This window comes from Enterobacter cloacae complex sp. HYC080_NIDB (assembly GCF_056673325.1).
Genome location: NZ_CP114212.1, coordinates 2,920,951 through 2,944,080, shown reverse-complemented (window position 1 = coordinate 2,944,080; position 23,130 = coordinate 2,920,951). Strand labels below are relative to the sequence as shown.

Below are 23,130 nucleotides of genomic sequence, written 5' to 3'. Positions count from 1 at the left end.
CTTACGCTTCCTGACGAACACTTCCGCTCATTTCTTCTACACTCTGCTTCAATCATTCCGTAATTTGCACGCAAAGGTAACAGTTGCGCACGTTGGCGCGTATAATGCGCGGCGTTCATGTTAACGGTATGCCTTATTTAAGGAGAAAAAGATGACGGCAGTTGCCCCGGTAATCACCATTGATGGGCCGAGTGGCGCAGGGAAAGGTACCCTGTGCAAAGCGATGGCGGAAGCATTGCAATGGCATCTTTTAGATTCGGGCGCAATCTATCGCGTGCTGGCGCTGGCTGCGCTGCATCATCATGTCGATGTCGCCTCTGAAGAAGCGCTGGTACCGCTGGCTGCGCACCTGGATGTCCGTTTTGTGTCTACCGATGGCAACCTGGAAGTGATCCTTGAAGGGGAAGACGTGAGCGGTGAAATCCGTACGCAGGAAGTGGCGAATGCGGCCTCTCAGGTTGCGGCCTTCCCGCGTGTGCGCGAGGCGCTGTTACGTCGCCAGCGTGCGTTCCGCGAAGCCCCGGGGTTGATCGCCGACGGACGCGATATGGGCACCGTGGTATTCCCTGATGCGCCTGTAAAAATTTTCCTTGACGCCTCTTCAGAAGAACGTGCTCAACGCCGCATGCTTCAGTTGCAGGAGAAGGGGTTTAGTGTTAACTTTGATCGCCTTTTATCCGAGATAAAAGAGCGCGATGATCGCGATCGTAACCGCGCTGTCGCGCCACTTGTTCCTGCAGAAGATGCATTAGTTCTGGATTCAACCAGTTTAACTATTGAGCAAGTGATTGAAAAAGCGCTACAATATGCGCGCCAAAAACTGGCACTCGCGTAAACGCGACCGATTTAGCAGTACCCCCGCTGCAATGGATTGACGGCGGGTATGTGAAACAACCCCATCCGGCACGGAGCCAGGTGGACGTTAATATTAACCTGAAGATTAAACATGACTGAATCTTTTGCTCAACTGTTTGAAGAATCCTTAAAAGAAATCGAAACCCGTCCGGGTTCCATCGTTCGTGGTGTTGTTGTTGCTATCGACAAAGACGTAGTACTGGTTGACGCCGGTCTGAAATCTGAGTCCGCCATCCCGGCAGAGCAGTTCAAAAACGCCCAGGGCGAGCTGGAAATCCAGGTTGGTGACGAAGTTGACGTTGCGCTGGACGCAGTAGAAGACGGCTTCGGTGAAACCCTGCTTTCTCGTGAGAAAGCTAAACGTCACGAAGCATGGATCACCCTGGAAAAAGCTTACGAAGAAGCTGAAACTGTGGTCGGTGTTATCAACGGCAAAGTTAAAGGTGGCTTCACTGTTGAGCTGAATGGTATTCGTGCGTTCCTGCCAGGTTCTCTGGTAGACGTTCGTCCAGTCCGTGACACCCTGCACCTGGAAGGCAAAGAGCTTGAGTTCAAAGTCATCAAGCTGGACCAGAAGCGTAACAACGTTGTTGTATCCCGTCGTGCCGTTATCGAATCCGAAAACAGCGCAGAACGCGATCAGCTGCTGGAAAACCTGCAGGAAGGCATGGAAGTCAAAGGTATCGTTAAGAACCTCACTGACTACGGCGCATTCGTTGACCTGGGCGGCGTTGATGGCCTGCTGCACATCACCGACATGGCGTGGAAACGCGTTAAGCACCCAAGCGAAATCGTGAACGTGGGCGACGAAATCACTGTTAAAGTGCTGAAGTTCGACCGCGAGCGTACTCGTGTATCCCTCGGCCTGAAACAGCTGGGCGAAGATCCATGGGTAGCTATCGCTAAGCGTTACCCAGAAGGTACTAAACTGACTGGTCGCGTAACCAACCTGACCGACTACGGCTGCTTCGTTGAAATCGAAGAAGGCGTTGAAGGCTTGGTGCACGTTTCCGAAATGGACTGGACCAACAAAAACATCCACCCATCCAAAGTTGTTAACGTTGGTGATGTAGTGGAAGTGATGGTTCTGGATATCGACGAAGAACGTCGTCGTATCTCCCTGGGCCTGAAACAGTGCAAAAACAACCCATGGCAGCAGTTCGCGGAAACCCACAACAAGGGCGACCGTGTTGAAGGTAAAATCAAGTCTATCACTGACTTCGGTATCTTCATCGGCCTGGACGGCGGCATCGATGGCCTGGTTCACCTGTCTGACATCTCCTGGAACGTTGCAGGCGAAGAAGCAGTTCGTGAATACAAAAAAGGCGACGAAATCGCTGCAGTTGTTCTGCAGGTTGACGCAGAGCGTGAGCGTATCTCTCTGGGCGTTAAACAGCTCGCAGAAGATCCGTTCAACAACTGGGTTGCACTGAACAAGAAAGGCGCAATCGTAAACGGTAAAGTAACTGCAGTTGACGCTAAAGGCGCAACCGTAGAGCTGGCTGACGGCGTTGAAGGTTACCTGCGCGCTTCTGAAGCTTCCCGTGACCGCGTTGAAGATGCCACTCTGGTTCTGAACGTAGGCGACGACGTTGAAGCTAAGTTCACCGGTGTTGACCGTAAGAACCGTGCAATCAGCCTGTCTGTTCGTGCTAAAGACGAAGCTGATGAGAAAGATGCAATCGCAACTGTTAACAAACAGGAAGATGCAAACTTCTCTAACAACGCAATGGCTGAAGCTTTCAAAGCAGCTAAAGGCGAGTAATATCAAGTTCTCAGCATCATTTGAGCTGTAACGCATTTACAGCGCGAAGGATGAAGAGCAAACTTGACAGATTACAGGATCCGTCCTGTAATCAATAACAAAGGGCGGCTACGGCCGCCCTTGTTTAATGAGCTGTTCAGCTAATTGGTTTGAAAGGAACCGGAGGAATCATGACCAAGTCAGAATTGATTGAAAGACTTGCCAGTCAGCAACCGCATATCCCTGCCAAGGCAGTGGAAGATGCCGTAAAAGAGATGCTGGAGCATATGGCCTCCACTCTTGCCCAGGGCGAGCGCATTGAAATCCGCGGTTTCGGTAGTTTTTCTCTGCACTATCGTGCTCCACGCACCGGGCGTAACCCGAAAACGGGTGATAAAGTCGAGCTGGAAGGTAAGTACGTTCCACACTTTAAACCGGGTAAAGAACTGCGCGATCGCGCCAATATTTACGGCAACTGAGTTTAGCCAGCCGGTTAAACTGGGTTCGAAAGAAAGCACCTGCGGGTGCTTTTTTTGTTCCTGTCGTTTTCTTCTGGGAGGCATCCCGCATTTCCCGCTGCGTTTTCTGCAACCTGTTAAAAACCTTGCTGCGCTTGCTGTAAATCCTTTTCTTCACAACTGACGAGCCGCATCACCCACGAGCATACTGCCCCCCTGAAACAGGGAGGTAGCAATGGGAATTCCCGCTTTATGTATCTGCGCCATTCTGGCGATAGCCGCGTTACTCTGGTTACCTGAACTGCCATCACGCTATACCGTCTGGATAATGCTGGCGGGCGGGGTGGTGCTGGGCACATGCCAAAACGTGCGCCTGAAGTATGTGGGGACCGCGCTGTTATTTTGCGCGTGGGGCCTTCTGGCCGCGCAGGAGAGCGTCTGGCCGATGCAGCATTTAACCACGAGAGCCGTGCAGGCCGAGGTAGAGATCACCGCCACTGATGGTGCAACTCAGCATCAGGGAAAGATTCGTACCGTAAACGGCCGGCGTTGGTGGGCGTCCACTGGCGTAACGCTGTATGGCAATTATTTGCCACAGAGAGCATGTGCTGGCCAGCGTTGGGCGATGATGCTCAGGCTAAGACCTGCACACGGCGAGCTGAACGACGGAGGCTATGATCCCCAACGCAGCGCCATTGCCCGACACCAAACGCTGAGCGGGCGCTTCACCCATGCGGAACTTGTTGATGGACACTGCAGCCTGCGATCGCAATACCTGATGTCGCTGCAAAACCGACTTTCTGATTATCGCTGGGGAGCGGTTATCCTCGGGCTGGGGATGGGAGAGCGTCTGGATGTCCCCCGAGAAATAAAAGACCTGATGCGTGAAACCGGCACACTGCATCTGATGGCGATTTCGGGCCTGCATATCACGCTGGCGGCATCCCTCGTCTGGTTACTCGCGCGTGCGATCCAGTTTATATTCCCCAGCCACCGGGTCCACTGGCAAATGCCACTCCTGGCCGGGTTGTTCTTCGCCGCTTTCTACGCCTGGCTTACCGGTCTGCAACCTCCTGCACTACGAACGGTCATCGCACTTGCCGTGCTGGCGGCGCTGCGAATCGGTTCCCGCCAATGGTCGCCGTGGCAGGTATGGTGTTGCTGTGTCGCGGCGATCCTGATAAGCGATCCCTTAGCCATACTTTCTGAGAGTCTGCTCCTGTCCGCATTTGCCGTCGCGGCGCTGATTTTCTGGTTTCAGTGGCTGCCTCTTCCTCGCTGGCAGTGGGCCCGACGCATACGGCCACTACTTAATCTGATCTATCTGCAGGTCGGCATGCTGGTGTTGCTCATGCCGTTACAGGTGCTGATTTTCCACGGCTTCAGTATCTCCTCTCTGGTCGCCAATCTCTTTGCCGTGCCGATAGTGACGTTTGTCAGCGTACCGCTGATTTTACTCGGTATGTTGCTCCATCTGTTACCGCTGGGGGGAATGGAAAGTGCCATCTGGTTTGCAGCCGATAAGTCCCTTGCCGGGCTGTTCTGGCTACTGATGCGCTTGCCAGACGGCTGGCAGAGTGTGGATCAGCGCTGGCAGTACATGACGCTACTGCCCTGGCTTATCATCATCGGCTGGCGTTTGCGAGCCTGGAAAACCGTTCCCGCCGTGTGTCTGGCTGGGAGCCTGTTGCTGGCATTTCCCCTCTGGCGAACGGCTAAAAGTGATGCCTGGACGCTACATATGCTGGATGTGGGGCAGGGGCTGGCCATGGTCATCGAACGGCAGGGAAAAGCGATTCTCTATGATACCGGGCTCGCCTGGCCAGGGGGAGATAGCGCACAGCGGTTAATTATCCCCTGGCTGCGCTGGCACCATTTGCGGCCAGATGGCGTGATTCTCAGCCATGAACATCTTGACCATGCAGGAGGTCTCGCATCGCTGCAAAAAGCATGGCCGGAGATGTGGGTAAGAAGTCCATTACGTCTGGCGGGGCATCGGCCCTGCTTTCGTGGGCAGAGCTGGAGATGGCAGGGATTAACCTTCACTGTCCACTGGCCCCTGGAAAATGACCCGGCTCGGGGAAACAACCGCTCCTGCGTGGTGAAAGTGGACGATGGTGAGCAGAGTATTCTGCTGACGGGAGACATTGAAGCGCCAGCAGAACAGGCTATGCTTAGCCATTACTGGCAACATCTGACGTCGACGTTAATCCAGGTTCCCCATCATGGCAGCAATACCTCATCGTCATTGGCGCTGGTACAACGGGTGGAGGGAAACATTGCGCTGGATTCAGCAGCCCGCTATAACGCCTGGCGGTTTCCGTCGGCGAATGTGGTCCGACGTTATCGAAAAGAGGGGTATATCTGGCAAGATACCCCCCATTCCGGGCAAATATCGGTGGCATTCTCGCAACATCGCTGGCAAATCCGGCGCTTGCGGGATCAATTTTTACCACGTTGGTATCATCAGTGGTTTGGCGCGCCCGTAGATAACGGGTAGAATATGCGGCTATTTCAACAAATGCTGGTTTTTTGAATGCATAACGACAAAGATCTCTCCACGTGGCAAACCTTCCGCCGACTCTGGCCGATGATTGCACCTTTTAAAGCAGGCTTGATCGTGGCGGGTGTAGCGTTAATCCTCAACGCAGCCAGCGATACTTTTATGTTATCGCTCCTTAAACCGTTACTGGACGACGGTTTTGGTAAAACGGATCGCTCAGTGTTGCTATGGATGCCGCTGGTGGTTATCGGGCTGATGATCTTACGTGGTATCACCAGCTATATCTCCAGCTACTGCATCTCCTGGGTATCCGGGAAAGTGGTTATGACCATGCGCCGTCGTCTGTTCAGCCACATGATGGGCATGCCGGTCTCATTCTTTGACAAGCAGTCTACGGGGACACTGCTGTCCCGTATTACCTACGATTCAGAGCAGGTTGCGTCCTCCTCCTCAAGCGCGTTGATTACCGTCGTGCGTGAAGGGGCGTCGATCATCGGCCTGTTTATCATGATGTTCTATTACAGCTGGCAGCTGTCGCTCATCCTGATCGTTCTGGCTCCGGTTGTCTCCATTGCCATCCGCGTTGTGTCCAAGCGTTTCCGCAATATCAGTAAAAATATGCAGAATACGATGGGGCAGGTAACAACCAGCGCCGAACAGATGCTGAAAGGACACAAAGAGGTGTTAATTTTCGGTGGCCAGGACGTCGAAACCAAACGCTTTGACAAAGTCAGCAACAAAATGCGTCTGCAGGGGATGAAAATGGTCTCGGCCTCTTCCATCTCTGACCCGATCATTCAGCTGATTGCCTCGCTGGCGCTGGCGTTTGTCCTTTATGCGGCAAGCTTCCCAAGCGTGATGGAGACGCTGACGGCGGGTACCATCACCGTGGTCTTCTCCTCGATGATCGCCCTGATGCGTCCCCTGAAATCTCTGACTAACGTGAATGCCCAGTTCCAGCGCGGGATGGCGGCTTGTCAGACATTGTTCAGCATTCTGGATTCCGAGCAGGAAAAAGACGAAGGTACACGCGAGATTGAGCGCGCCCGTGGCGATGTTGAATTCCACAACGTGACCTTCACCTATCCGGGCCGCGATACGCCCGCTCTGCGCAATATCAACCTGACGATTCCGGCGGGTAAAACGGTGGCGCTGGTAGGCCGTTCTGGCTCAGGTAAATCCACCATTGCCAGCCTCATCACCCGTTTCTACGACATCAACGAAGGTGAAATTCTCCTGGACGGTCACGACCTGCGGGAGTACACCCTGCAGTCGCTGCGTAACCAGGTTGCGCTGGTTTCTCAGAACGTGCATCTGTTTAACGATACGGTCGCCAACAACATCGCTTATGCGCGCACTGACGAGTACAGCCGCGAGCAGATCGAGAATGCCGCACGCATGGCCTATGCGATGGACTTTATCAACAAGATGGATAACGGTCTGGATACCATCATTGGTGAAAATGGCGTGCTCCTGTCCGGTGGTCAGCGTCAGCGTATTGCGATTGCGCGCGCGCTGCTGCGTGACAGCCCAATCCTGATTCTGGATGAAGCGACGTCCGCACTGGATACCGAATCTGAACGCGCTATTCAGTCGGCGCTGGACGAACTGCAAAAGAACCGTACCTCACTGGTGATTGCACACCGTCTGTCGACTATCGAGCAGGCGGATGAGATCGTGGTGGTTGAGGATGGCGTCATTGTTGAACGCGGAAGCCACGCAGCTTTGCTGGAACACCGCGGCGTATACGCCCAGCTTCATAAGATGCAGTTCGGCGAATGATTGCACGCATCTGGTCCGGTGAATCCCCGCTGTGGCTGCTGCTTTTGCCGCTCTCCTGGCTTTACGGCCTGGTGAGCGGCATCATTCGTCTGCTTTACCGTCTGGGGATCAAGCGGGCCTGGCGTGCGCCAGTGCCGGTTGTGGTTGTGGGCAATCTTACGGCGGGCGGCAACGGTAAAACGCCGGTGGTGATCTGGCTCGTGGAACAGCTGCAAAAACGCGGTATCCGCCCGGGTGTGGTCTCGCGTGGGTATGGCGGTAAAGCGGCGCAGTACCCCCTGCTGCTGGCAGAGAAAACCACCACTGCCGAAGCGGGTGATGAACCGGTATTGATTTTCCAGCGTACTGGCGCGCCGGTGGCAGTCTCCCCGGTTCGCAGCGACGCCGTGCAGGCGCTGCTTGCCGAACACGCGGTACAAATTATCATCACTGACGATGGTCTGCAGCATTACGCGCTGGCGCGTGATAAAGAGATTGTGGTCATCGACGGGGTTCGCCGTTTCGGTAACGGATGGTGGCTGCCAGCCGGCCCTATGCGTGAACGCGCTTCACGTCTGAAGTCCGTTGATGCGGTGATTGTAAACGGTGGTGAGGCAAAAGCGGGTGAAATCCCTATGCACCTGTTGCCGGGACTGGCGGTAAACCTGGTGACGGGTGAACGCCGGGCGGTTGCTGAGCTGCCTTCGCTGGTGGCAATGGCAGGGATTGGTCATCCTCCGCGCTTCTTCGCAACGCTTGAGCAGTGTGGTGCCAGGCTTGAAAAACGCATTCCACTGGCTGACCATCAGGCGCTGGTGGCAGAGCAGGTTGATGCGCTCACGGCGTTGGGACAAACGCTCATTATGACCGAAAAAGATGCGGTGAAATGCCGTGCCTTTGCGAAAGAAAACTGGTGGTATCTGCCGGTTGACGCTGTACTCAGCGGCGAGCAGCCGGAACACTTGCTCAAGGAACTGATTGCGTTAGTGCAGTGAGGGCTTACGCGGTTCTGGTAGCGCTTTGACTGACAGGAAAACGCATGTCTCTACCGCAACTCTCGCTTACAGCTGCACGTCATTTACACCTCGCCGCGCAGGGGCTGCTCAAAAAGCCCCGTCGCCGCGCACAGCCTGCCGATATCCTCTCTGCCATCCAGCGCATGTCGCTGCTGCAAATCGACACCATTAATATTGTTGCCCGTAGCCCTTACCTGGTGCTGTTCAGCCGCCTGGGCCACTATCCCTCTCACTGGCTTGATGAGGCGCTCAGCAAAGGGGAGCTCATGGAGTACTGGGCGCACGAAGCCTGTTTCCTGCCCCGCAGCGATTTTGCCCTGGTGCGTCACCGCATGCTTGCCCCAGAAAAGATGGGCTGGAAATACCGACAGGCGTGGATGCAGGAGCACGCGGCCGAAATAGAGCAACTGATCAGCCATATTCAGGAAAAGGGACCAGTGCGTTCCGCTGATTTTGAACATCCGCGAAAAGGCTCAAGCGGCTGGTGGGAGTGGAAACCGCACAAACGTCATCTTGAAGGGTTATTCACCTCCGGCCAGGTCATGGTGATTGAACGGCGTAATTTTCAGCGCGTCTATGACCTGACCCAGCGCGTGATGCCACACTGGGACGACGAACGTGACCTGCTTACCCAGGAGGCTGCCGAGGCCATCATGCTGGAAAACAGCGCCCGCAGTCTGGGCATTTTCCGGCCGCAATGGCTGGCAGATTATTACCGCCTGCGCCAGCCCGCGCTGAAGCCGCTGCTGGAGATGTGGCAACGCGAACAGCGCGTTATTCCCGTCACGGTAGAAACGCTGGGAGAGATGTGGCTGCATGCGGATCTCCTTCCTTTGCTGCCCAAGGCGCTGGATGGAAATCTCCAGGCAACCCACAGCGCAGTGTTGTCGCCTTTCGACCCGGTGGTCTGGGACCGAAAACGCGCCGAACAGTTGTTCGATTTCAGCTACCGGCTGGAGTGTTATACCCCGGCACCAAAGCGTCAGTACGGCTATTTTGTTTTACCCCTGCTGCATAAGGGGCGGCTGGTCGGGCGCATGGATGCCAAAATGCACCGCAAAACCGGCACGCTTGAAGTCATTGCGCTCTATCTGGAAGAGGGGGTCAGGGTGACGGCGAGTCTGGAGAAGGGCTTAACGTCCGCCATTAGCGAGTTCGCCCTCTGGCAGGGGGCTCGCGACGTCACGCTGGGACGCGTTCCCGAAGGGTTATTTATATCCTGTCGAAGTGGCTGGGAAACAGACACGCCCTGAAAAAGGAATGTGTTAAGCTTTAGCGATTACCCATACGGAGGAACTATGGATCACCGTTTACTTGAAATTATTGCCTGCCCGGTGTGCAACGGCAAACTCTACTACAGCCAGGACAAACAGGAGCTGATTTGCAAGCTGGACAGTCTGGCTTTCCCGCTGCGTGACGGCATTCCGGTGTTGCTGGAAAACGAAGCCCGTTCCCTGGTGGCAGAAGAGAGCAAACCATGAGTTTTGTTGTCATTATTCCTGCTCGTTATGCCTCAACGCGTCTGCCGGGTAAACCGCTGGTGGATATCAACGGCAAGCCAATGATTGTGCACGTCCTTGAACGCGCCCGTGAATCCGGAGCCGATCGCGTGATTGTTGCCACCGATCATCCGGACGTCGCCCGTGCGGTTGAAGCCGCAGGCGGTGAAGTGTGCATGACCCGCGTCGATCACCAGTCCGGCACCGAGCGTCTCGCCGAAGTCGTTGAGAAATGTGGTTTCAGCGATGATACCGTCATTGTGAACGTGCAGGGCGACGAGCCGATGATCCCGGCCGTTATTATCCGTCAGGTGGCAGAAAACCTGGCGCAGCGTCAGGTGGGTATGGCGACGCTAGCGGTGCCTGTTCACCACGCTGAAGAGGCATTTAACCCGAATGCGGTGAAAGTGGTGATGGATGCCGAAGGCTATGCGCTCTATTTCTCCCGCGCCACCATTCCATGGGATCGCGACCGCTTTGCGCTCTCGAAAGAGACCATCGGGGATTCCTTCCTGCGCCATCTGGGGATTTACGGCTATCGCGCCGGTTTCATTCGCCGCTATGTCACCTGGGCACCCAGCCCGCTGGAGCATATCGAAATGCTGGAGCAGCTTCGTGTGCTCTGGTATGGCGAGAAAATTCACGTTGCTGTTGCCAAAGAAGTACCAGGAACGGGCGTTGATACGCCGGAAGATCTTGAGCGCGTTCGCGCCGAATTACGTTAATACCGTCTGCATCCCTCCTTTCGGAGGGATGTCCTCTCGCCACAATTTTCGCTTTTCTTTTCCCTGATTGATCTCTACCGGGTGACATCTTCATTCTGCGCGCTCATTATAAAAGCAGTAGCATTAATGGGGGTAATCTCATATGGAACAGCTGCGTGCCGAACTTAGCCATCTGCTGGGTGAGAAATTAAGCCGGGTCGAGTGTGTGAGTGAAAAGGCCGATACCGCGCTCTGGTCGTTGTATGACAGTCAGGGAAACCCAATGCCGCTGATGGCGCGAAGTTTCACGTCGCCGGGTGTTGCCAGGCAGCTCGCCTGGAAAATGTCGATGCTGGCGCGGGAGGGTACCGTCCGAATGCCGACCGTGTACGGCGTCATGACGCACGATGAACACCCCGGCCCCGATGTCCTGTTGATAGAGCGTTTACGCGGCGTGCCTGTTGAAGCACCCGCGCGCACGCCGGAACGCTGGGAGCAGCTGAAAGACCAGATTGTCGAGGCGCTGCTGGCCTGGCATCGCCAGGATAGCCGTGGGCTCGTGGGGCCGGTCGACAGCACCCAGGAGAACCTGTGGCCGCTGTGGTATCGCCAGCGGGTGGAAGTGCTGTGGGGAACGCTCAACCAGTTCAATAACACCGGTTTGACCATGCAGGACAAACGTATTCTTTTTCGCACTCGTGAATGCTTGCCAGCGCTGTTCGACGGTTTTAATGATAACTGCGTGCTGATCCACGGCAATTTTACCCTGCGGAGTATGCTGAAAGACTCCCGCAGCGATCAGCTGCTGGCGATGTTGGGGCCTGGAATAATGCTGTGGGCCCCACGTGAATATGAGTTGTTCAGGCTCAGCGACAGCGGGGCGGCAGAAGGGTTACTGTGGCACTACCTTCAGCGTGCGCCCGTTGCCGAAGCGTTTCTCTGGCGGCGCTGGTTGTACCTGCTCTGGGATGAAGTCGCGCAACTGGTCAATACCGGGCGTTTCAATCGCGCAAACTTCGATCTCGCGGCTAAGTCACTCTTGCCCTGGCTCGTCTGAGGAACCTTTCAGCCACTGCCAGAGACGGCCGAGCGTCTCGTAGCCGACGCGATCGCTATGCATCAGCCACATCGGGGAGGGGATCACGCGTTCCCATGGGTTAAGTGGCGCATTGATGGCCATCTGGTTTGCCGGTGCGGGAAGCGGGTGCAGGCCCTGCTTTTCAAAGAAAATCATCGCCCGTGGCAGGTGTGAGGCGGAGGTGACCAGCAAGAATGGAACATCGCCAATCGCCTGCTTCACCGCAGCGGCTTCTTCTTCGGTATCTTTTGGACTGTCCAGGGTGATGATAGCGGAACGCGGTACGCCGAGGGATTCCGCAACTCTGGCACCCGCTTCAGCCGTACTCACCGGGTTCGTTTTTGCTGCGGCGCCGGTGAAGATCATTTTTGATCCCGGATTCGCCAGCCACAGGCGAATCCCTTCGTTTAGCCGTGGCAGGCTGTTGTTGATCAGATTCGAGCTGGGGGCCCAGTCAGGATCCCAGGTATATCCACCGCCCAGCACCACGATGTATTCCACTTTCTGATTTCCCTGCCATGTCGGGTACTTATCTTCAATGGGGCGTAACAGGCCATCCGCGACCGGCTGCAGGCTCAGCAGCAGTAAGACAAGCCAGCCGAACGTGATGAGCGTTTTGCCACTTTTCTGAAAGCGGCTGAACCACACCAGCGCCAGCCCCAGCGCGATGATGATGAGCAGCAGCGGAAGGGGAAGCATCATCCCTCCAATGTATTTCTTAAGGGTAAAAAGCATCCTTTTTGGTTCCTTTTTTGACCATATAGCAGGTGATTACCGGTGATATTACACCAGAGAGGTTCATTCTCCGCGCGGGTGTGACAAAATAGCGGTTTTGCAGTTAGCGAGTGGAACTCTCCCAATGCGGGATCGCAATTTTGATGACATCGCGGAAAAGTTTTCGCGCAACATTTATGGCACCACAAAGGGGCAGCTCCGTCAGACGATCCTCTGGCAGGATCTGGACACCATTCTGGCCACTTTTGGCGACCAGACGTTGCGCGTGCTGGACGCCGGTGGCGGCGAAGGACAAACGGCGATAAAAATGGCCGAGCGCGGTCATCACGTCACGCTTTGCGATCTTTCGGCTGAAATGGTCGCCCGCGCGACGCGTGCTGCAGATGAGAAAGGTGTGAGCGACAACATGCATTTTATACAATGCGCCGCTCAGGACATCGCACAGCATTTGGAAACCCAGGTTGATCTGATATTGTTTCATGCGGTGCTGGAGTGGGTGGCCGATCCGCAAAGCGTGTTACAAACCCTGTGGTCGATGTTGCGCCCGGGCGGCACGCTGTCGCTGATGTTCTACAATGCTAACGGCTTCCTGATGCACAACATGGTTGCAGGTAACTTTGACTATGTGCAGGTCGGGATGCCTAAAAAGAAAAAGCGCACGCTTTCCCCGGACTATCCGCGCGATCCGCAGCAGGTTTACGGCTGGCTGGAAGAGATTGGCTGGCAGATTGTCGGGAAAACGGGCGTCAGGGTGTTTCATGATTATCTGCGTGAAAAACACAAACAGCGTGACTGTTTTGACACCTTAACAGAATTAGAAACGCGGTATTGCCGTCAGGAGCCATTTGTCAGCCTTGGCCGCTATATTCACGTCACCGCGCACAAGCCGCAGATGCAAGGATAACCTATGAGTGAATTTTCCCAGACAGTCCCCGAACTGGTTGCCTGGGCCAGGAAAAACGATTTCTCCATCTCGCTGCCGGTAGACAGACTCTCTTTCCTGCTGGCGGTTGCCACGCTGAACGGCGAACGGCTGGATGGCGAAATGAGCGAGGGTGAACTGGTGGATGCGTTCCGCCATGTCAGTGATGCGTTTGAGCAAACCAGCGAAACCATTAGCGTGCGTGCCAACAACGCAATCAACGATATGGTGCGTCAACGTCTGCTGAACCGCTTTACCAGCGAGCAGGCGGAAGGAAACGCCATCTATCGCCTGACGCCGTTGGGTATCGGCATCACCGATTACTACATTCGCCAGCGCGAATTTTCCACGCTGCGTCTTTCCATGCAGCTCTCGATCGTGGCGGGTGAGCTTAAGCGTGCCGCCGATGCTGCAGATGAAAACGGTGATGAATTCCACTGGCACCGCAACGTTTACGCGCCGCTGAAATATTCGGTGGCCGAGATTTTCGACAGCATCGATCTTACCCAGCGTTTGATGGACGAACAGCAGCAGCAGGTCAAAGACGACATCGCGCAGCTGCTGAATAAAGACTGGCGTGCGGCCATCTCCAGCTGCGAACTTTTACTGTCAGAAACCTCCGGTACGCTGCGTGAACTGCAGGATACGCTGGAGGCGGCAGGGGATAAGCTGCAGGCTAACCTGCTGCGCATCCAGGACGCGACGCTGGCGCATGACGATCTGCATTTTATCGACCGTCTGGTGTTCGATCTGCAGAGCAAGCTAGACCGCATCATTAGCTGGGGACAGCAGTCGATCGACCTGTGGATCGGCTACGACCGACACGTGCATAAGTTTATCCGCACCGCGATTGATATGGATAAAAACCGCGTCTTTGCTCAGCGTCTGCGCCAGTCGGTTCAGACCTACTTCGATGCGCCATGGGCGCTGACTTACGCCAATGCCGATCGTCTGCTGGATATGCGCGACGAAGAGATGGCCCTGCGCGATGAAGAGGTGACCGGTGAACTGCCGCCGGATCTGGAGTTCGAAGAATTCAACGAAATTCGTGAGCAACTTGCGGCGATGATCGAAGAACAGCTCGCTGTCTACAAAACCAGACAAGCTCCGCTGGATCTTGGACTCGTGGTGCGCGACTATCTGGCGCAATATCCGCGCGCGCGCCACTTCGACGTTGCCCGCATTGTGGTAGACCAGGCGGTGCGCCTGGGTATCGCGCAAGCAGATTTCACCGGACTGCCGCCGAAGTGGCAGCCAATTAACGATTACGGAGCCAAGGTACAGGCGCATGTCATTGACAAATATTGAACAAGTGATGCCGGTTAAGCTGGCACAGGCGCTGGCGAATCCGTTATTTCCGGCGCTGGACAGCCAGCTGCGTGCCGGTCGTCACATTGGCTTGGACGAGCTGGATAATCACGCCTTTTTGATGGACTTCCAGGAGTACCTGGAAGAGTTTTACGCCCGCTACAACGTGGAGCTGATTCGCGCGCCGGAAGGTTTTTTCTACCTGCGCCCGCGCTCCACGACGCTGATCCCGCGCTCCGTGCTCTCCGAGCTGGATATGATGGTCGGCAAAATTCTTTGCTATCTCTATCTCAGCCCGGAACGTCTGGCGAATGAAGGCATCTTCACCCAGCAGGAACTCTACGATGAGCTACTGACGCTGGCGGATGAGAGCAAGCTGCTCAAGCTGGTGAACAACCGTTCGACCGGATCGGATCTTGACCGTCAGAAATTACAGGAAAAGGTGCGCTCTTCCCTGAACCGTCTGCGTCGTCTGGGGATGGTCTGGTTTATGGGCCACGACAGCAGCAAATTCCGCATTACGGAATCAGTCTTCCGCTTCGGCGCCGATGTGCGTGCGGGGGATGACGCGCGTGAAGCTCAGCTTCGCATGATCCGTGACGGTGAAGCGATGCCGGTGGAAAACCATTTGCAGCTCAATGACGAGCATGAAGAGAATCTGCCGGATAGCGGGGAGGAAGAGTAATGATTGAACGCGGTAAATTTCGCTCACTAACGCTGATTAACTGGAACGGCTTCTTTGCCCGAACCTTCGATCTGGACGAGCTGGTCACGACGCTCTCCGGCGGTAACGGGGCGGGGAAATCCACCACCATGGCGGCGTTTGTGACGGCGCTGATCCCCGACCTGACGTTGCTTCACTTCCGTAACACCACTGAAGCAGGCGCGACAAGCGGCTCCCGCGATAAAGGTCTGCACGGTAAGCTGAAAGCGGGCGTCTGTTATTCCGTTCTGGACGTTATCAACTCTCGTCACCAGCGCGTGGTGGTGGGGGTTCGTTTGCAGCAGGTTGCCGGTCGCGACCGTAAAGTGGATATCAAACCGTTTGCGATCCAAGGGCTGCCAACCTCCGTGCAGCCGACCGCGCTGCTGACGGAAACCCTGAATGAACGCCAGGCGCGCGTGCTGACGTTACAGGAACTGAAAGACAAGCTCGAAGCCATTGAGGGCGTGCAGTTCAAGCAGTTCAACTCCATCACCGACTACCACTCCCTGATGTTCGATCTGGGCGTAGTGGCGCGTCGTCTGCGTACCGCTTCAGACCGTAGCAAATACTACCGTCTGATCGAAGCGTCCCTGTATGGCGGTATCTCCAGCGCCATTACCCGCTCCCTGCGCGACTACCTGTTGCCGGAAAACAGCGGCGTGCGTAAGGCGTTCCAGGATATGGAAGCGGCGCTGCGTGAAAACCGCATGACGCTGGAAGCGATTCGCGTGACCCAGTCAGACCGTGACCTGTTTAAACACCTGATCAGCGAAGCCACCAACTACGTGGCGGCGGACTACATGCGTCACGCCAATGAGCGCCGCGTCCATCTCGATCAGGCATTAGAATACCGCCGCGAACTGTTTACCTCCCGTAAACAGCTGGTGGCAGAGCAGTATAAGCACATCGAAATGGCGCGCGAGCTGGGCGAGCACAACGGTGCTGAAGGCGATCTGGAAGCCGACTACCAGGCCGCCAGCGATCACCTGAACCTGGTGCAGACCGCGCTGCGCCAGCAGGAGAAAATCGAGCGCTACGAAGCGGATCTCGATGAGCTGCAAATTCGTCTCGAAGAGCAAAATGAAGTGGTGGCCGAAGCCGCCGAGATGCAGGAAGAGAACGAAGCCCGCGCCGAAGCCGCCGAGCTGGAAGTGGATGAGCTGAAAAGCCAGCTTGCTGATTACCAGCAGGCATTGGACGTGCAGCAGACGCGTGCGATTCAGTACACCCAGGCACTGCAGGCGTTACAGCGCGCGAAAGAGCTGTGCCATCTGCCTGACCTGACGCCGGAAAGCGCCGACGAGTGGCTGGATACCTTCCAGGCCAAAGAGCAGGAAGCCACCGAGAAACTGCTCTCTCTTGAACAGAAAATGAGCGTCGCGCAAACGGCGCACAGCCAGTTTGAACAAGCGTATCAGCTGGTGGTCGCCATTAATGGCCCGCTGGCGCGTAACGAAGCCTGGAACGTTGCCCGTGAACTGCTGCGCGACGGCGTCAACCAGCGCCATCTGGCCGAGCAGGTGCAGCCGCTGCGTATGCGCCTGAACGAACTGGAACAGCGCCTGCGTGAGCAGCAGGAAGCCGAGCGTTTGCTGGCTGAGTTCTGTAAGCGTCAGGGTAAACATTACGATTTCGACGAGCTTGAGGCGCTGCATCAGGAGCTGGAAGCGCGTATCGCTGCGCTTTCCGATACGGTCTCCAGCGCCAGTGAGCAGCGCATGACCCTGCGCCAGGAGCTGGAACAGCTTCAGTCTCGTTCTAAAAGGCTCCTGGAGCGCGCGCCGGTCTGGCTGGCGGCGCAAAGCAGCCTTAACCAGCTCAGCGAACAGTGCGGCGAACAGTTCGAATCCAGCCAGCAGGTGACCGAATACCTGCAACAGCTGCTGGAGCGTGAGCGCGAAGCCATTGTTGAGCGTGATGAAGTCGGCGCACGTAAGCGTGACGTCGATGAAGAAATTGAGCGCTTAAGCCAGCCGGGCGGGTCAGAAGATCCGCGGCTCAATGCCTTAGCCGAGCGTTTTGGTGGCGTACTGCTGTCTGAGATTTACGACGATGTCGGCCTGGACGATGCGCCATACTTCTCCGCATTGTACGGTCCATCCCGTAACGCGATTGTGGTGCCGGATCTGTCGCTGATTTCTGACCAACTCGCCGGGCTGGAAGATTGCCCGGAAGATCTCTATCTGATCGAAGGGGATCCGCAGTCGTTCGATGACAGCGTGTTTAGCGTTGACGAGCTGGAAAAAGCGGTGGTGGTGAAAATCGCTGACCGCCAGTGGCGTTACTCCCGCTTCCCGGAACTGCCGCTGTTTGGCCGTGCCGCGCGTGAAAGCCGTATTGAGAGCCTCCATGCCGAGCGTGAAACGCTGTCGGAACGTTTTGCGACCCTGTCGTTTGATGTACAGAAAACCCAGCGCCTGCATCAGGCATTCAGCCGCTTTATCGGTAGCCATCTGGGCGTGGCGTTTGAAGCCGACCCGGAAGCGGAAATCCGCAAACTCAATACCCGCCGCGGCGAGCTGGAACGCGCCATTGCCAGTCATGAAAGTGACAACCAGCAGAGTCGTGTCCAGTTTGAACAGGCGAAAGAGGGCGTCGCGGCCCTTAACCGCATCCTGCCGCGCCTCAACCTGCTGGCAGATGACACGCTGGCCGATCGCGTGGATGAGATCCAGGAACGTCTGGATGAAGCCCAGGAAGCCGCGCGTTTCGTGCAGCAGCACGGCAATCAGCTGGCGAAGCTGGAGCCCGTGGTGTCTGTCCTGCAGAGCGACCCGGAACAGTTCGAGCAGTTAAAAGAAGATTATGCCTGGTCGCAGCAGGTGCAGCGCGAAGCGCGTCAGCAGGCGTTTGCCCTGACGGAAGTCGTGCAGCGTCGCGCGCACTTCGGCTATTCCGATTCGGCTGAAATGCTGAGCGGTAACAGCGACCTGAATGAAAAGCTGCGTCAACGTCTTGAGCAGGCAGAAGCGGAACGTACCCGAGCACGCGAAGCGATGCGCAGCCACTCCGCTCAGCTTAATCAGTACAACCAGGTGCTGGCCTCGCTGAAAAGCTCCTTCGACACCAAGAAAGAGCTGTTAAACGACCTGCAGAAAGAGTTGCAGGACATTGGCGTGCGTGCCGACAGCGGGGCGGAAGAGCGCGCCCGTCTTCGTCGTGATGAACTGCATAGCCAGCTCAGCAACAACCGTGCGCGTCGTAATCAGCTGGAAAAAGCGCTGACCTTCTGCGAAGCCGAAATGGATAACCTGACCCGTCGCCTGCGCAAGCTGGAACGCGACTATCACGAGATGCGCGAGCAGGTGGTGACGGCGAAAGCGGGCTGGTGTGCGGTCATGCGGATGGTGAAAGACAACAACGTGGAACGTCGCCTGCACCGTCGCGAACTGGCGTACCTCTCAGCCGATGAGCTGCGTTCAATGTCGGATAAGGCGTTGGGTGCGCTGCGCCTGGCGGTGGCGGATAATGAGCACCTGCGCGATGTGCTGCGCATGTCAGAAGATCCGAAACGTCCGGAGCGTAAAATTCAGTTCTTCGTGGCGGTTTATCAGCATCTGCGCGAGCGTATTCGTCAGGATATTATCCGTACCGACGATCCGGTCGAAGCCATCGAACAGATGGAAATTGAACTGGGGCGCCTGACGGAAGAGCTGACTTCCCGCGAGCAGAAGCTGGCTATCAGCTCCCGCAGCGTGGCGAATATTATTCGCAAGACCATTCAGCGTGAGCAGAACCGTATCCGCCAGCTGAACCAGGGTCTGCAGAGCGTGTCGTTTGGTCAGGTGAACAGCGTGCGTCTCAACGTCAACGTGCGTGAAGCCCACGCGACGCTGCTGGACGTGCTCTCTGAGCAGCACGAGCAGCACCAGGATCTGTTCAACAGCAACCGTCTGACCTTCTCTGAAGCGCTGGCGAAGCTGTACCAGCGTCTGAACCCGCAGATTGATATGGGTCAGCGCACGCCGCAAACCATCGGTGAAGAACTGCTGGATTACCGTAACTACCTGGAAATGGAAGTTGAGGTTAACCGTGGTTCAGACGGCTGGCTGCGTGCGGAATCCGGGGCGCTCTCTACCGGTGAAGCGATCGGTACCGGGATGTCCATTCTGGTGATGGTTGTACAGAGCTGGGAAGATGAAGCGCGCCGTCTGCGCGGTAAAGACATCTCTCCATGCCGCCTGCTGTTCCTGGATGAAGCGGCGCGTCTTGATGCCCGCTCTATTGCCACGCTGTTTGAGCTTTGCGAGCGTCTTGATATGCAGCTCATCATTGCGGCACCGGAAAACATCAGCCCTGAAAAAGGGACCACCTATAAACTGGTGCGTAAAGTGTTCCAGAACAGCGAACACGTTCATGTTGTCGGGTTGCGTGGTTTTGCGCCGCAGCCTCCGGAGTCATTGCCGGAAACCACGGCAGACGCTTCCTGAGGCGTTTTGTTACAAAGAGCGGCGCAAAAGCGCCGCTTTTTTTATTCACTTAACTTGTGCTTAGGGCTGCGTTATCTTTAAACTTCTTTACATAAGGTAAGGCAACAGGTTTGCCGTCTACCTATAATAAAAGAAAGCCCACCGTGATGGGCATGTCGTGAAAACAGGGGGCAAGGGATGTTGCTAAAGAAAGAATGTGGTCGTCAGCTGTCTGCGCTGAGTTTATGCCTGGCAGTGATGTTTGCTCCACTGTTAACCGCCCAGGCCGACGAGCCTGAAATTGTGCCGACGGACAGCTCCGCAGCGACAGGCGCGCAGCCGACGTCATTGTCTCAGCCGCTGGAACAGTCTCCGGCGACCGCCGTCATGGCCGGCATTAAGCCGTTGCCGGAAGGCATCGATATCGAATCGCTTAGCCAGCAGCTCCTCTCAGGGTTGCCGTCAGGCTACACGCCCGCCTATATCAATCAGCTCACGCTGCTTTATGCTGCCCGGGACATGAAACCCATGTGGGAAGACCGTGATGCCGTGCGCGCGTTCCAGCAGCAGCTGGCAGAAGTGGCGATTGCGGGTTTTCAGCCGCAGTTTACGAAGTGGGTTGAGCTGTTAACCGATCCAGCCGTCACTGGCCAGGCGCGGGACGTGGTGCTTTCCGATGCCATGATGGGCTATCTGCAGTTTGTGGCGGGTATTCCGGTCAACGGCAACCGCTGGTTATATAGCGATAAGCCCTACAAGCTGGCGACGCCAGCGCTGTCGGTGATCAACCAGTGGCAGCTGGCGCTGGATAATGGCGATCTGCCGCGCTTTATTGCCAGTCTCGCCCCGGCGCACCCGCAGTATGCCACCCTGCATGAGTCGCTCCTCGCGCTGGTGGGCGACTCGCGTCCCTGGCCGCAAATGCGGGGTACCGCGACGCTGCGTCCAGGCCAGTGGAGCAGCGATGTTCCTGCTCTGCGCGAAATCCTGAAACGCTCCGGTATTCTTGAGGGCGGGCCGAAGATTGCCCTGCCGGGCGACGATCCGCAAAGCGCGGTTGTGAGCCCGTCAGCGCCGGTGAAAGAGAAGAAGGCCGCTCTCCTGAGCGATAAACCTGCGGCATACGATCGCGAACTGGTTGCTGCGGTTAAGCAATTCCAGGCTGCGCAGGGGCTGGGTGCCGACGGGGTAATAGGTCCGTCAACGCGCGACTGGCTTAACGTCTCTCCTGCGCAGCGGGCAGGGGTGCTGGCACTGAATATTCAGCGTTTGCGCCTGCTGCCGGGCACCTTGTCCACAGGCATTATGGTGAATATTCCGGCCTATTCCTTGGTCTATTATCAGGATGGCAGCGAAAAACTGGCCTCGCGCGTCATTGTCGGGCGTCCGGATCGTAAAACACCGATGATGAGCAGCGCGTTAAATAACGTGGTGGTTAACCCACCGTGGAACGTGCCGCCGACGCTGGCACGTAAAGACATTCTGCCAAAGGTCTGGAACGATCCGGGTTATCTGGAACGTCATGGCTATACGGTGATGCGCGGCTGGAACAGTAAAGAGGCGATTGATCCTTACATGGTCGACTGGTCGACGATTACGGCTTCCAACCTGCCGTTCCGCTTCCAGCAGGCTCCCGGGGCGCATAACTCCCTGGGGCGTTACAAATTCAATATGCCGAGTTCAGATGCTATCTATCTGCACGATACGCCGAACCACAACTTGTTCCAGAAAGATACCCGGGCCCTCAGTTCAGGCTGCGTGCGCGTAAACAAAGCCTCGGAGCTGGCCAATATGCTGTTGCAGGATGCGGGCTGGAACGATACGCGTATTTCTGACGCCCTGAAACAGGGGGATACGCGCTACGTGAATATTCGACACAACATTCCGGTCAATCTTTACTATCTGACGGCGTTTGTGGGTGAAGACGGGCGCACTCAGTATCGTACAGATATTTACAATTATGATCTCACTGCGCGATCCGGCGCACAAATTTTGCCAAAAGCGGAACAATTAATCAGGTAAATGAAGTAGTTCGGGAAAAATGATTGTCGTAAGTTATGGTGAATAGGGGGCGATATCGCTGTAAGCCGCGTATTCACTGGGGTTGGGCGCCTTGACGTACCCCGTTTTGCCAGTTAAGGTGCCCTTCGTGCGCTAAGCATACTTACGATTTCATTGACCTGTAGACCTGATTATCATGGACAAATTTGACGCTAATCGCCGCAAACTGCTGGCGTTAGGTGGTGTTGCGCTTGGCGCAGCGGCCATCTTGCCGACGCCAGCATTTGCCACCCTCTCGACACCTCGTCCGCGAGTTTTAACGCTCAACAATCTTCATACCGGTGAGTCGCTAAAAGCGGAGTTTTTCGATGGCAGAGGCTATATTCAGGATGAATTAGCAAGACTCAACCATTTTTTCCGTGATTTCCGCGCGAATAAAGTAAAAGCCATCGACCCAGGATTGTTTGATCAGTTGTTCCGCCTTCAGGGCCTGCTGGGCACCAGGAAGCCCGTGCAGCTCATTTCTGGTTATCGCTCACTGGATACCAATAATGAACTACGCGCCCATAGCCGTGGGGTAGCGAAAAAAAGCTATCACACGAAGGGACAGGCAATGGATTTCCATATTGAAGGCGTTTCGTTAGCCAATATTCGCAAAGCTGCGTTATCTATGCGCGCAGGTGGTGTAGGATATTACCCCAGCAGCAACTTTGTGCATATTGATACCGGTCCGGTCCGGCACTGGTAATAACGAAACACAGGAGCAGTATGAACTATCGTATTATTCCGGTTACCGCGTTCTCCCAGAACTGTTCATTGATCTGGTGCGAGCAAACCAAACTGGCCGCGCTTGTTGATCCCGGCGGCGACGCCGAGAAAATCAAGCAGGAAGTCGCCGACAGCGGTGTGACGCTGATGCAGATTTTACTGACGCATGGTCATCTCGATCATGTTGGCGCAGCGGCAGAGCTGGCACAGCATTTTGGTGTGCCGATCATCGGTCCGGAAAAAGAAGATGAGTTCTGGCTGCAGGGGTTACCTGCCCAAAGCCGCATGTTTGGCCTTGATGAGTGTCAGCCTCTGACGCCCGATCGCTGGCTGAACGAAGGAGAGCGCGTTAACGTAGGGAATGTGACTTTACAGGTGTTGCATTGTCCTGGGCATACGCCAGGCCATATCGTCTTCTTTGATGACCAGTCTCGTCTGCTGATTTCGGGCGACGTGATTTTCAAAGGCGGCGTAGGACGCAGCGATTTTCCGCGCGGCGATCACGGGCAGCTGATTCAGTCGATCAAACAGAAGTTATTGCCGCTGGGCGATGACGTGACGTTTATCCCTGGACACGGTCCGATGTCGACGCTGGGCTATGAACGGCTCCATAATCCGTTCCTTCAGGATGAGATGCCTGTCTGGTAAACCTGGATAAATAAA

At 55.9% G+C, this 23,130-nt stretch carries 18 protein-coding genes; 17 read left to right on the top strand and 1 reads right to left on the bottom strand.

Features of this window, described 5'->3' with window-relative positions; translation table 11 throughout:
* Nucleotides 1-151: 151 nt before the first annotated feature.
* The 10 genes from cmk to O1723_RS13995 all read left to right on the top strand — a co-directional run bounded on the left by cmk (nucleotide 152) and on the right by O1723_RS13995 (nucleotide 11,597).
* Nucleotides 152-835 carry a (d)CMP kinase gene (gene cmk / locus O1723_RS14040; RefSeq protein WP_013097305.1) on the top strand — a complete coding sequence of 228 codons (684 nt, stop codon included), beginning with the start codon at nucleotides 152-154 and terminating at the stop codon, nucleotides 833-835.
* 111 nt (nucleotides 836-946) lie between these two features.
* A complete protein-coding gene (gene rpsA, locus O1723_RS14035) occupies nucleotides 947-2,620 on the top strand; it encodes a 30S ribosomal protein S1 (protein ID WP_008499966.1) in 1,674 nt (557 codons plus the stop codon).
* 170 nt (nucleotides 2,621-2,790) lie between these two features.
* Nucleotides 2,791-3,078 carry an integration host factor subunit beta gene (gene ihfB / locus O1723_RS14030; RefSeq protein WP_008499965.1) on the top strand — a complete coding sequence of 96 codons (288 nt, stop codon included), beginning with the start codon at nucleotides 2,791-2,793 and terminating at the stop codon, nucleotides 3,076-3,078.
* 214 nt (nucleotides 3,079-3,292) lie between these two features.
* Nucleotides 3,293-5,557: a ComEC family protein gene (locus tag O1723_RS14025; protein ID WP_248190779.1), complete on the top strand. Its 2,265-nt coding sequence runs from the start codon at nucleotides 3,293-3,295 to the stop codon at nucleotides 5,555-5,557.
* A 36-nt stretch (nucleotides 5,558-5,593) separates the two neighbouring features.
* Nucleotides 5,594-7,342: a lipid A ABC transporter ATP-binding protein/permease MsbA gene (msbA, locus tag O1723_RS14020; RefSeq protein ID WP_014883220.1), complete on the top strand. Its 1,749-nt coding sequence runs from the start codon at nucleotides 5,594-5,596 to the stop codon at nucleotides 7,340-7,342.
* Nucleotides 7,339-8,316 carry a tetraacyldisaccharide 4'-kinase gene (gene lpxK / locus O1723_RS14015; RefSeq protein ID WP_014883221.1) on the top strand — a complete coding sequence of 326 codons (978 nt, stop codon included), beginning with the start codon at nucleotides 7,339-7,341 and terminating at the stop codon, nucleotides 8,314-8,316. The genes msbA and lpxK overlap by 4 nt, the downstream gene beginning before the upstream one ends.
* A gap of 44 nt (nucleotides 8,317-8,360) precedes the next feature.
* On the top strand, nucleotides 8,361-9,590 hold the full coding sequence (locus O1723_RS14010; protein WP_023337022.1) for a winged helix-turn-helix domain-containing protein: 1,230 nt from the start codon (nucleotides 8,361-8,363) through the stop codon (nucleotides 9,588-9,590).
* Between the two features lie 45 nt (nucleotides 9,591-9,635).
* Complete coding sequence (ycaR, locus tag O1723_RS14005; protein ID WP_006174474.1) at nucleotides 9,636-9,818, top strand: protein YcaR; 183 nt, start codon at nucleotides 9,636-9,638, stop codon at nucleotides 9,816-9,818.
* Nucleotides 9,815-10,561, top strand: coding sequence for a 3-deoxy-manno-octulosonate cytidylyltransferase (gene kdsB / locus O1723_RS14000; RefSeq protein WP_014883223.1), 747 nt, complete (start codon nucleotides 9,815-9,817; stop codon nucleotides 10,559-10,561). The genes ycaR and kdsB overlap by 4 nt, the downstream gene beginning before the upstream one ends.
* Before the next feature lie 142 nt (nucleotides 10,562-10,703).
* The gene (locus O1723_RS13995; RefSeq protein ID WP_014883224.1) at nucleotides 10,704-11,597 is read left to right on the top strand and encodes a YcbJ family phosphotransferase; all 894 of its coding nucleotides are present in this window, start codon (nucleotides 10,704-10,706) and stop codon (nucleotides 11,595-11,597) included.
* Here O1723_RS13995 and elyC read toward each other — a convergent pair.
* Nucleotides 11,574-12,353 carry an envelope biogenesis factor ElyC gene (elyC, locus tag O1723_RS13990; RefSeq protein WP_014883225.1) on the bottom strand — a complete coding sequence of 260 codons (780 nt, stop codon included), beginning with the start codon at nucleotides 12,351-12,353 and terminating at the stop codon, nucleotides 11,574-11,576. The genes O1723_RS13995 and elyC overlap by 24 nt on opposite strands.
* Nucleotides 12,354-12,477: 124 nt before the next feature.
* Here elyC and cmoM point away from each other — a divergent pair, with 124 nt between their 5' ends.
* From cmoM to O1723_RS13955, 7 genes are all read left to right on the top strand, one after another.
* Complete coding sequence (gene cmoM, locus O1723_RS13985; RefSeq protein ID WP_014883226.1) at nucleotides 12,478-13,257, top strand: tRNA uridine 5-oxyacetic acid(34) methyltransferase CmoM; 780 nt, start codon at nucleotides 12,478-12,480, stop codon at nucleotides 13,255-13,257.
* Nucleotides 13,258-13,260: 3 nt separating this feature from the next.
* On the top strand, nucleotides 13,261-14,583 hold the full coding sequence (mukF, locus tag O1723_RS13980; protein WP_014883227.1) for a chromosome partition protein MukF: 1,323 nt from the start codon (nucleotides 13,261-13,263) through the stop codon (nucleotides 14,581-14,583).
* Complete coding sequence (mukE, locus tag O1723_RS13975) at nucleotides 14,564-15,268, top strand: chromosome partition protein MukE (RefSeq protein ID WP_008499954.1); 705 nt, start codon at nucleotides 14,564-14,566, stop codon at nucleotides 15,266-15,268. The genes mukF and mukE overlap by 20 nt, the downstream gene beginning before the upstream one ends.
* Nucleotides 15,268-19,719 carry a chromosome partition protein MukB gene (gene mukB, locus O1723_RS13970; protein ID WP_014883228.1) on the top strand — a complete coding sequence of 1,484 codons (4,452 nt, stop codon included), beginning with the start codon at nucleotides 15,268-15,270 and terminating at the stop codon, nucleotides 19,717-19,719. Before mukE ends, mukB begins: the two co-directional genes overlap by 1 nt.
* Nucleotides 19,720-19,896: 177 nt before the next feature.
* Nucleotides 19,897-21,720, top strand: coding sequence for a L,D-transpeptidase (gene ldtD / locus O1723_RS13965; RefSeq protein WP_014883229.1), 1,824 nt, complete (start codon nucleotides 19,897-19,899; stop codon nucleotides 21,718-21,720).
* A 175-nt stretch (nucleotides 21,721-21,895) separates the two neighbouring features.
* Nucleotides 21,896-22,447 (top strand): peptidoglycan L,D-endopeptidase MepK, encoded by a 552-nt coding sequence (mepK, locus tag O1723_RS13960; RefSeq protein WP_014883230.1) that lies wholly within the window; start codon nucleotides 21,896-21,898, stop codon nucleotides 22,445-22,447.
* A 20-nt stretch (nucleotides 22,448-22,467) separates the two neighbouring features.
* Nucleotides 22,468-23,115, top strand: coding sequence for an MBL fold metallo-hydrolase (locus O1723_RS13955; RefSeq protein ID WP_014883231.1), 648 nt, complete (start codon nucleotides 22,468-22,470; stop codon nucleotides 23,113-23,115).
* Nucleotides 23,116-23,130 lie beyond the last annotated feature (15 nt).